This is a genomic window from Chroococcidiopsis sp., from assembly GCF_051657925.1.
Lineage (GTDB): Bacteria > Cyanobacteriota > Cyanobacteriia > Cyanobacteriales > Chroococcidiopsidaceae > Chroococcidiopsis.
The window spans coordinates 1-10,581 of sequence record NZ_JBOFLP010000281.1 but is presented as its reverse complement, the minus strand read 5'-3'; the positions used below and the strand labels follow the sequence as shown (position 1 = coordinate 10,581).

The 10,581-nt window shown below is 43.3% G+C and carries 5 protein-coding genes; 4 read left to right on the top strand and 1 reads right to left on the bottom strand.

The window, feature by feature from the left end; translation table 11 throughout:
- Positions 1–363 precede the first annotated feature (363 nt).
- The 3 genes from ACRC32_RS23150 to rppB are packed head-to-tail and all read left to right on the top strand — an operon-like array spanning position 364 to position 2,878.
- Complete coding sequence (locus ACRC32_RS23150; protein ID WP_438556188.1) at positions 364–831, top strand: hypothetical protein; 468 nt, start codon at positions 364–366, stop codon at positions 829–831.
- A 15-nt stretch (positions 832–846) separates the two neighbouring features.
- The gene (gene rppA / locus ACRC32_RS23145; RefSeq protein WP_438556187.1) at positions 847–1,551 is read left to right on the top strand and encodes a two-component system response regulator RppA; all 705 of its coding nucleotides are present in this window, start codon (positions 847–849) and stop codon (positions 1,549–1,551) included.
- Positions 1,538–2,878, top strand: a complete 1,341-nt coding sequence (gene rppB / locus ACRC32_RS23140; RefSeq protein ID WP_438556186.1) for a two-component system sensor histidine kinase RppB — start codon at positions 1,538–1,540, stop codon at positions 2,876–2,878. Before rppA ends, rppB begins: the two co-directional genes overlap by 14 nt.
- A gap of 23 nt (positions 2,879–2,901) precedes the next feature.
- On the opposite strand, the gene ACRC32_RS23135 is transcribed toward rppB, so the two are convergent.
- On the bottom strand, positions 2,902–4,530 hold the full coding sequence (locus ACRC32_RS23135) for a mechanosensitive ion channel family protein (RefSeq protein ID WP_438556185.1): 1,629 nt from the start codon (positions 4,528–4,530) through the stop codon (positions 2,902–2,904).
- Between the two features lie 375 nt (positions 4,531–4,905).
- Here ACRC32_RS23135 and ACRC32_RS23130 point away from each other — a divergent pair.
- A partial coding sequence (locus ACRC32_RS23130) for an AAA family ATPase (RefSeq protein ID WP_438556184.1) occupies positions 4,906–10,581 on the top strand: 5,676 nt, incomplete at its 3' end.

Below are 10,581 nucleotides of genomic sequence, written 5' to 3'. Positions count from 1 at the left end.
ATACACTTTCCTCTTAATTTTTAACTAAAACTATCTCAAGCTTTAGTTATATCGTGAAAACTCTTGCTTTTTGAGTTGAGCAAGCGCAGGCTATAAGCTAGCCATATCAACGTGTTGAATGTTTTCGGAGATGTCTAGTATAAGATCCTAGAATTTCCCCCCTAGCCCCCCTTTTTAAGGGGGGTATTGCTACCCAATTCATCGGGGTTAGGGGGATCGTCCGCTTTAAAAAGCATTAGTTTTTATTTCCCAAAAAGACCGAGCTAATGTCAGATTTAGATATAACTCAACGTTCCATCATGTAACAGCGCAATTACTCAAACTATTCTTGTTGACAAACATTTCATAAATCGGATTTGAATCATGAAATCATTCTATTCAAGCTTGTTGTTTTTAGCTATTGTAGGATTTATTTTATTAGGGAGTAGCGATCGCAGCTCAAACGTCCTAGCTTCAGAAATTGAATTACAAGCTGAAATAATTAGCAAGAAAGCCAGCACGAATAAAGATAGTAAAAGTAGAAAAGGTGGTCAAGTTGTAGAATCAGGTGCTTATCACTTAGAGCTAGTGCCTGTGAAAGAAAACAAGGGAACGCATTTGGATTTTTACTTGCAAAGAGGAGACAACCATGCAGCAATTCCCAATGCTAAAGTAACGGCTCAAATTCAAATGCCCGATGGCACGCAAAAAACACTTCCGTTAAAGTATGACAGTAAAGGTAAACACTATGCAGCATTGCTAGCTAGCAATGCATCTGGTCAATATCAAGTGAAAGTTACTGCCGATATTAAAGGTGAAAAAGTCAACGGACGTTTTAGTTTTAAGCAGTAATTTGTATGCAACAGTATGAGAGTGCTACTAGTTGAAGACGAACCAGACTTAGGAACTGCCATCAAGCGCACCTTAAACCAAGAAAAATATGTGGTTGACTTGGTTTTCAACGGTATGGAAGCTTGGGATTACTTAGAAAACCAGCAGATGCAGTATACGCTAGCTATCTTTGACTGGTTGTTACCTGGCATGTCAGGTATAGACCTTTGTAAGCGGTTGAGGAGGCAAAACAGCCCGCTACCAGTGTTAATGCTAACTGCCAAAGATAGTGTCGAAGATAGAGTTGCTGGCTTGAGTGCAGGGGCGGATGATTATTTAGTAAAGCCATTTAGTATGGCGGAACTGCTAGCAAGAGTTAAGGCACTGCATCGGCGATCGCCTCAACTTCAACCCCAACAACTACAAGCAGGTAATTTAATTTTGGACTACGATACCCGCAGTGTCTATCGTCTCGAACGATCGGGTGGTAAGCAGTTAGTTGCATTAACGAATAAAGAGTTTCAGCTGCTAGAGTATTTCATGAAGCATCCAAACCGGATTGTCACCAGCGAGCAGATTCGCAATCAACTGTGGGAAGTCACTGCGGATACCACAAGTAACGTTGTCGCAGCTCAAATTCGCCTGCTCAGAAGACGATTAGCAGTAGTGGATAGCGATCGCGCGATCGAAACGGTCTCTGGTAGAGGCTATCGCCTGAATATTGCCAATGCAGCAAAATAAGCTTTTTTCTCAAACTCGCTGGCAACTTGTCATTTGGTATGCATCTGTCATGAGCTTTATTCTCGGTTTGCTTGGCTTTGGAGTCGATCGGGCAATTATCCATGCTCATTGGCAAACTCTTAACCGAGAGATAGAAGTTGTCGCTGGTACGCTACACGACGATGTTGAGAAAGATTTACGACAACCAGGACGTTTAGAGCCAACAATTCAACAGCTTTTGCCACAGATACCACAGAGGGACAAACACCACATTTTAGGGGCAATTCACCAGGGCGACTACTATGCTAGATTTTTAAGTCTTTCGGGAGAAAATGTTGCTTTTTTAGGTTTCCTGCCAGATGGTTTACCTTTAACCCCAGGAGAACCGATGTGGCAAACTTTAATTGACAGCAAAGGAAATCGCTACCACCAAATTTCTCTGTCGCTGCATACTCAAGACAATCGCCCTTGGGGATACATACAAGTGGGACGCAGCCTCAGCGATGTTGACGCTTATTTAGCAAATGTCAAGTTAGTGTTGTGGCTGGGGTTGCCGATCGCGATCGTGCTCGTAGCGGTTTCGAGTTGGTGGCTGGCAGGTAGAGCCATGCAGCCAGTATACCAGTCATATCAACAGATTCAACAGTTTACGGCTGATGCCGCTCACGAGCTGCGAACTCCACTAGCTGCACTGGCAGCAACCGTTGAATCGGCACTGCGATCGCCCCATTTGCCCGAACCAGAAGCACGCGAGATTTTGCAAACCGTCAACCGCCAGAACCAACGACTCACGGCATTGGTTGCAGATTTGCTACTCCTATCGCGCATGGAGCGCCAATCTTTACCAGTGCAACATCAAGTTTGTTGTCTTAACGATATTATTAGCGATTTGGTAGAAGAACTGGAATCTTTGGCGCTTGCCGCAGCAGTCACGCTGAAAGCTGAAATTAAAGTCTATAAGCCATTACAAATCGTCGGGGATGAAGAACAGATGTATCGTCTGGTGACTAACTTGATGGTTAATGCCATTCAATACACCTCTACAGGTGGTTGTGTTAGGGCGATTTTAGACAAAGAGGACGATCGCGCCATCATTCGAGTTGCAGATACAGGTATCGGGATTGCCCCAGAACATCAGCAGCGGATTTTCGATCGCTTTTATCGCGTGAATAGCGATCGCTCTAGGATGACTGGCGGTTCTGGTTTGGGATTAGCGATCGCAATGGCGATCGTTCAAGCACACAAGGGAAGCTTGGAGGTACACAGCGAGTTGGGCAAAGGCAGTACCTTCACCGTTCGATTACCAGCAGCAGGGAGCAGCGAGCAGGGAGCAGCGAGCAGGGAGTAGGGAGCAGATATACAACCTCCCAATTACGATTTGCCGTCACCTGAAGTATGGGAATGGCGATCGCTGCCGTTATTGTGCCAACGTGCCAGCATCTGAGTTAAAGCTGACTCGACTTGTGGTGAAAGTCCCACCGTTCCAGAACGCAAATGGAGATCGTGCTGCGGAAAAGGGATCTCAATGTCTTTCTGGTTCAGCACGTCATAGATTTGATAGTACAGATCGCTAGTGAGTAAAAATTGCCGTTCCGGTTCCTTCGTCCAAACTAATAATTCAAAATCTAGGGCGCTATCACCAAAGCTTTTAAACAGCACTTGCGGCGGGGGAGACTTTAACACCTTGGGATGGTTGCGAGCGGCTTCTAGCAAAGCGGCTTCTACAGCTTTGGCATCGCAACCATAGGCAACGCCAACGGGGAGATGGAGGCGCGAGATCGGGTTATGGTGGCTCCAGTTGATCGCTTCATTTTCGAGAAAGCGGGAATTCGGCACGATGATCGAAACGCGATCGAGGGTGCGAATTTCAGTGCTTCTGGCTCCGATCCGCTCGACAGTCCCTTTATAATCTCCCACTTCGACAAAATCCCCTACCTGAATCGGGCGCTCGAATACCAATACGATCCCGCTACCGAAGTTTTTGGCAATATCTTGCAAGCCGAAACCAATCCCCACACTTAAGGCACTGGCAACGATCGCTAAAGAGCTAATATCAAGTCCCCAGATTTGCAGCAATACCAGCGAGCCAACAAAGATCAGACCGTATTTTGCAAGAATAGCGATCGCTTCCTGAGCGCCGCGATTGATGCCAGCATACCGCAGCACGCGAGAGCGAAACAGATTGGTGACAATTCCAGCAAAGATGACTAAGCCAAACAGCAATCCGGCTAAAATTACCAAGTCGATAACAGAGTAAGAGTTATTGCTCAACGTCAGAATGGGTGATGCCAGACTAGTCGTAAGAACGCTAGCAATTTGGTAACTCCACTGCCGCGTAAAGGGAAACAAGTTTGTGATGTAAAGGACAACCCCTACCCAAAGCCCGATCCGCGCGATCGCTAACACGAGTTTGAACAAAAATTCTAATATGCGTAGTGGTTGGCGATCGGCATCAGCTTCCGTACTAGCAGTTAATTGCTCTTGAGCCGCTTGAAAGAAACGATGCTTAATCCATCCCAATCCCCAAGTTAAAGCAGCAGCTATCAGGACAATTCCTGCTGCTAAAAGAATAGTTTGCCAAAGATAAGCTGTCGTTCTTTCTGTTTTTGCTCGCTCTAATGCCTCCTGAATTTGCTGCACCCATTGACTTGCTTGCTCTTGTGGCGTGCTACCTGGAATTGCATCTCGTTCTGTCACTGTCAGCAGGTAGCGATCGTTTAATAAAATTGTTGGTAACTGGTTGCGTTGTTCAATTTCTACCTGGAGCGGTCGATCGGCTTGAACTACATTTTGTAGTTGTTTGGCGATCGCTTCTGCTCGTTCCCGAGCGCTATATTGTCCTGAATTGCTGACTTGAAAGATTGGTTGTCCGTCTAGCACGACAGGGGCTTTTGTAGGTGTCTGGGCGATCGCGGGCAGCCACAAGCCCAAAGCTAGGACTATAGCAAAAATTGCGCCGATCGGGTTAGATACGAGTCGAAAATGGCGAGAACGAACCATGCAAATCTCTATCGAGTAATTTAGTTAATTTGATTCAAGGAATAGTACTTCTAAGCGATTTATTCGATACTCGTTTGAGTGTATCAAATGAGCATTTTTTACACAAAAAATCTATACTACTGTTTAATTACTGACATCTTCCTTGAGAAAGACAGTGCAAGTTTTATCGAATAGAAATAGCTTTGGCGATCTCTCTAGGCTGGATGAGCGGGTGAGTGCGATCGCGTAAATTCGCTCGGATAAGGGTTTAAGTTTTTCCTGACAAAAAGCTTGAAAGCTGTGACTTTTGCTAAGATTAGTACTTGGCTATGATTAAAAACGTGTCGAAGAACTGACATCTATTAAAATTTTTTACTCTCTCAGTGCAATCAGAATATGAGCATGGCGATCGCGGGTTACACGCTACTAGAAGTTATGACTGAATGCACTAACACGACTGTTTATCGTGCTTATAGGGATACAGACAAAACCTCAGTTATTATTAAAACTCCGAAAGCCGAGCGTACATCTATAGAAGAGCTGACTTACTTAAAACACGAGTATAACATTCTTGACGACCTGAAAATATTAGGATTCGTTCAACCATTGGCTTTGGAAAGTTATCAAAGCGGCTTAGCCCTCATCTATGCAGATTTTCCAGGGATATCTTTAAAAAAACTGCTCGAATCGCAAGAAAAAATTGAATTAAATAGCTTTTTATCAATCGCTATTCAATTAGTTTCAACCGTCGCTCATCTGCATCAACACAACATTATTCATAAAGATATTCAGCCCTGCAATATCCTAGTTAATCCCGAAACAGGTCAAGCGTTGTTTATCGATCTCAGCCTTGCTTCACGCTTGCCTATAGAGAATCAGACCATTCGTCATCCTGAATTGTTGGAAGGTAATTTAGCCTATATCTCACCAGAGCAAACTGGTAGGATGAACCGCGCGCTCGATTACCGAACTGACTTTTATTCATTAGGTATGACTTTCTATGAAATGCTGACAGGACGGCTACCATTTCAGGCAAACAATCCACTAGAACTTATTCACTCCCATATTGCTAAAGCCCCAGTCTCCCCTAGAGAACATCAGCCAGAAATTCCGCCAGCGATCGCGGAAATCGTGATGAAATTGCTAGCAAAAACGGCAGAAGACCGCTATCAAAGTGCAATAGGTTTAAAGGCTGACTTAGAAACTTGTCTGAGAATGTTACAGACGACTCAAAAAATTTCTTCCTTCCGTGCAGGACAACTCGATTTATCTAGTCAATTTCTAATTCCTCAAAAACTTTACGGTCGCGAACGAGAAATTGCAACTCTTATAGATGCTTTCGATCGCGTCAGTCGAGGAGCGACCGAGATAATGTTAGTCAGCGGTTATTCTGGGGTCGGTAAATCTTCTTTAGTTAACGAAGTTCATAGACCAATTGTGGGAGCGCGGGGATATTTCATTTCGGGAAAATTCGACCAATTTAAGCGAAATATTCCTTATACTTCTTTAATTCAAGCGTTTCAAGAATTAATCCGGCAATTACTGACCGAAAGTAGCGATCGCATTGCAAGTTGGCAAGCAAAGCTTTTGGCAGCTTTAGGTTCTAACGGTCAGATAATTATTGACGTGATTCCCGAAGTCGAACGTATTATTGGCGTGCAGCCAGTAGTTCCTAGTTTAGGAATAACTGAATCTCAAAATCGATTTAATCGAGTATTTCGACAATTTATTCACGTATTTACTCAACCAGAACATCCGCTAGTTATTTTTTTAGATGACTTACAGTGGGTCGATCTAGCTTCTTTAAAACTGATTCAGTTGCTTGTTTGTGACTCAAATAGTCAATATTTATTATTAATCGGAGCTTATCGCGATAATGAGGTCAGTGGCTCTCATCCTCTAATGGTGACTTTGGCTGAGATTCAACAAGCTCATGTCGTAACAAACGATATTGTCCTTCAACCTTTACAAATTACCCACACTAGCCAATTAATTGCCGATACTCTCCGCACGAACACTACTACAACTAAAGCGCTGGCTGAATTAGTGTTTAAGAAAACTCAAGGTAATCCTTTTTTCTTAACTCAACTACTGAAATCTCTATATCAAGATCGACGGTTGACATTTGATTTCGATCGCGCTGGCTGGCAGTGGGATGTTCATGTGCTTCAGGAAATTGATATTACTGACAATGTTGTGGAATTAATGGTTAGTCAAATTCAAAAATTATCACCAAAAACGCAGAACGTTCTTAAGTTTGCTGCCTGTATCGGAGATAAATTCACATTAGATGTTTTAGCTATTGTCAATGAGAAATCTTTGTTGGAAACTGCGAAAGATTTATGGGAAGCCTTACAAGCAAATCTAATTCTACCCCTTTCTGAAGCATATAAAATTCCGCTCGTTATCGAGCCAGACACCTCAAGAATTTTATTAGTTAAACCATTAAAAGTTAGTTACAAGTTTTTACACGATCGCGTCCAGCAAGCAGCTTATTCTCTCATTCCTGATTCACAAAAACAAGCAACCCATTTGAAAATTGGTCAGTTACTACTAAAAAATACTGCAATTGAAGAACAAAAAGAAAATATTTTTGCTTTAGTTAATCACCTAAACTATGGCTCTGACTTACTCACTTTAGATGCGGAAAAATACGAGCTAGCCGAACTAAATACGATCGCAGGTCAGAAAGCGAAAGCAGCAACGGCATATGAGTCTGCTATGCGCTACTTTAAAGTGGGTTTGGGATTATTAACAGCAAATAGCTGGCAGAATCAGTATGAGCTAACACTGGCACTCTACGAATCAGCCGTAGAAACAGCTTACCTGAATGGCGACTTCGAGCAAATGGAGCAATGGGCAACGATTGTCTTACAACAGGCAAAAACTCCGATTGACAAAATGAAAGTTTATGAAGTCAAAATTCAAACTTGCATGGCGCAAGTCAAACAACTCGAAGCGATCGCCATTGGATTACAAGCACTGGAACTGCTGGGGGTGAGATTACCCCAGTCGCCTAGTTCCTTAGATTTGCAACACGCACTCAGTCGCACAGCAACAAATTTGGCTGGGAAAAATATAGAAGACTTGATTCACCTATCGTTAATGACTGAGGTTGATAAGCTGGCAGCTATCCGAATGCTAACTAGTTTAGGTTCTCCCACCTATCAAGCCGCACCGATGTTATTTCCCTTGGTTGTCTGCGAACAGGTGAATTTATCGCTGGAATTTGGCAATGCACCTTTTTCGGCTTACGGTTATGTTTGTTACGGCGTGATTTTAAACGGCATAGTTGAGGATGTTGAGTCAGCTCATCAATTTGGCAAGTTGGCTTTAAACTTAGTGGAACGATTCAACACCCTAGAACTCAAGACAAGTGTATTTTTCGTCGCCGGAGCATGTACGATGCATGGAAAAGTACACGCTAGAGAGACTTTGCCATTGCTACTGAATGGATATCAAAATGGATTGGAAAACGGACATTTTGAATATGGTGGCTATGCTGCCATGCAAAGATGCCAATATTCTTATTTTACTGGTCAGGAACTGGCAAATCTGGAGCGAGACATGGCAAACCTCAGCGATTCTCTGCTTCAGTTAAAGCAAGAAAATGCCTTAAGTTGGAATCAAATCTTTCAGCAGTCAGTGTCTAACTTACTCGAACCAACTCAAAATCGTTGCTGTTTGGTAGGTAAAGCGTACAACGAAGAGCGATCGCTACCGCTATTACAGAAAGCCAACGATCGCACTGGATTACACTACTTTTATATCAACAAACTGATTCTTTGTTATTTATTTGGCGAGTACGAGCAAGCATTAGAAAATGCAGATCGAGCCGCAAAGTATTTAGATGGAGTCAAAGCGTTTCTGGTTGTGCCAGTCTTCTATTTCTACGATTCTCTGGCACAAATTGCCATGTATCCCTCAGCATCGCGATCGCAACAAGAACAACTTCTAGACAGAGTACTCAATAATCAGAAAAAGATGCAAAAATGGGCGGGTTATGCCCCGATGAATTTTCAGCATAAGTACGAATTAGTAGAAGCAGAGCAAGCACGGGTATTAGGTCAATATTGGCAAGCTATGGAGCATTACGATCGCGCGATCGCTGGTGCGAGAGAGCATGGATATATTCAAGAAGAAGCATTAGCGAATGAGTTAGCAGCCAAATTTTATTTATTACAAGGCAAAGATAAAATCGCTCAAGTTTACTTAATCGAAGCTTACTACGGTTATCTACGTTGGGGAGCGACGGCAAAAATTAAAGATCTAGAGATCGATTATCCTCAAATTCTTGTTAAAAGTCAGAAGCGTCAAGCTTCATCCGAAGCTATTACTCAAATTTCAACCCCTACACTGAGTGAAAGCTTCAAGAACATAGACTTAGCAACTGTGATGAAAGCTTCACAAGCACTTTCAGGCGAAATTGTTTTAGGTAACCTGCTAACCAAGCTCATGCAAATCGTACTAGAAAATGCAGGGGCAGAAACAGGATTTTTACTCTTAGATAAAGCAGGAGAACTATACATTGAAGCATCTGGAGGAATCGATCCAAATAAAATTGCGGTGCAGGAAGCGCTACCCCTCAGAATATTAGAAATGGCAGATAAGTATCCTATACTTCCTGTTTCTGTCATCAATTATGTAGCCAGAACTCTAGAATCTATCGTTTTAAATAACGCGGCTGTTGAGGCAATCTTTGCTGCCGATCCTTACATTGTCGATCGCCAACCAAAATCGGTTTTATGCACGCCAATTCTGCACCAGGGGAAACTGACGGGTATTCTCTACCTAGAAAACAATCTCACGACTGGAGCTTTTACACCCGATCGCCTGGAAATTTTACAACTGCTATCTGCTCAAGCCGCAATTTCAATCGAAAATGCTCGTCTTTATCACGATTTAGAAAATTATAACCAGTCTTTAGAAACCAAAGTAGCGGAGCGGACGCTAGAGCTACAAGCAAAGAACGTACAACTACAACAGGAAATCGGCGATCGCCAGCGAGCAGAAATAGCAGCCGAGGCTGCTAGTCAGGCTAAGAGTGAATTTTTAGCCAATATGAGCCACGAACTCCGCACCCCGCTAAATGGCATTTTGGGTTACGCTCAAATTCTCAAGAAAGCAACAGCTTTGTCCGAGCAACAAAAGAATGGTTTAGATATCATTTATCGCTGTGGCGATCACTTGCTGACTCTGATCGATGATATTCTAGACATCTCCAAAATCGAAGCCCAAAAAATGGAACTCGATTGTCACGATTTCAATTTTTTAGAATTTCTAGCGGGGATTGCTGATATCTGTCAAATTCGCGCCGAGCAAAAAGGCATTTGTTTAACTTACGAGCCGTCTAACCTGCCGCAATTCATTCATGCTGACGAGAAACGACTGCGGCAAGTCTTGCTCAATCTGTTGGGCAATGCTGTCAAGTTTACCGAAAAAGGTAGCGTGACTTTTAAAGTGAGCGATCGCGCTGGAAAGCTGCGGTTTCAAGTAGAAGATACTGGAATTGGCATGGCAGCAGAACAGTTAGAAGAAATTTTCTTACCATTTCAGCAGGTAGGCAGGCATCGCGATCGCGTTGAAGGAACGGGTTTGGGTTTGGCAATTAGCAAGCAGTTGGTGCAAAAGATGGGTGGCGACATCGAGGTCAAGAGTACTTTGGGTCAAGGGAGTGTTTTCTGGTTCGAGCTAGAATTACCGAGAATTTGCCAATTAGCTGAAGTTACTAACACAAGTCAACGGAGAATTATTGGTTTCAAAGGCAACAAATTGAAAGTGTTGGTAATAGACGACAAATGGTCGAACCGTTCTGTCATAGTCAATATGCTGGAGCCACTGGGTTTTGAAGTGTTAGAAGCGATCGACGGTCTCGATGGTTTGACTAAGGCGCAGGCGTTTCAGCCTGATTGCGTGATTCTAGATTTAGTCATGCCAGGGATGGATGGCTTTGAAGTGACTCGTCATCTCAGGATATTGCCAGAGTTAGCAGGTGTAGTGGCGATCGCGATCTCAGCTAGCGTGTTCGATTTCGATCGGCAGCAGAGTCAAGCAGTCGGTTGCGATGATTTT

Excerpts from the sequence above, each read along its gene's own strand:
- rppB (WP_438556186.1), top strand. The coding sequence starts at position 1,538 with ATGCAGCAAAATAAGCTTTTTTCTCAAACTCGCTGGCAACTTGTCATT.
- rppA (WP_438556187.1), top strand. The coding sequence starts at position 847 with ATGAGAGTGCTACTAGTTGAAGACGAACCAGACTTAGGAACTGCCATC.
- ACRC32_RS23150 (WP_438556188.1), top strand. The coding sequence starts at position 364 with ATGAAATCATTCTATTCAAGCTTGTTGTTTTTAGCTATTGTAGGATTT.
- ACRC32_RS23135 (WP_438556185.1), bottom strand. The coding sequence starts at position 4,530 with ATGGTTCGTTCTCGCCATTTTCGACTCGTATCTAACCCGATCGGCGCA.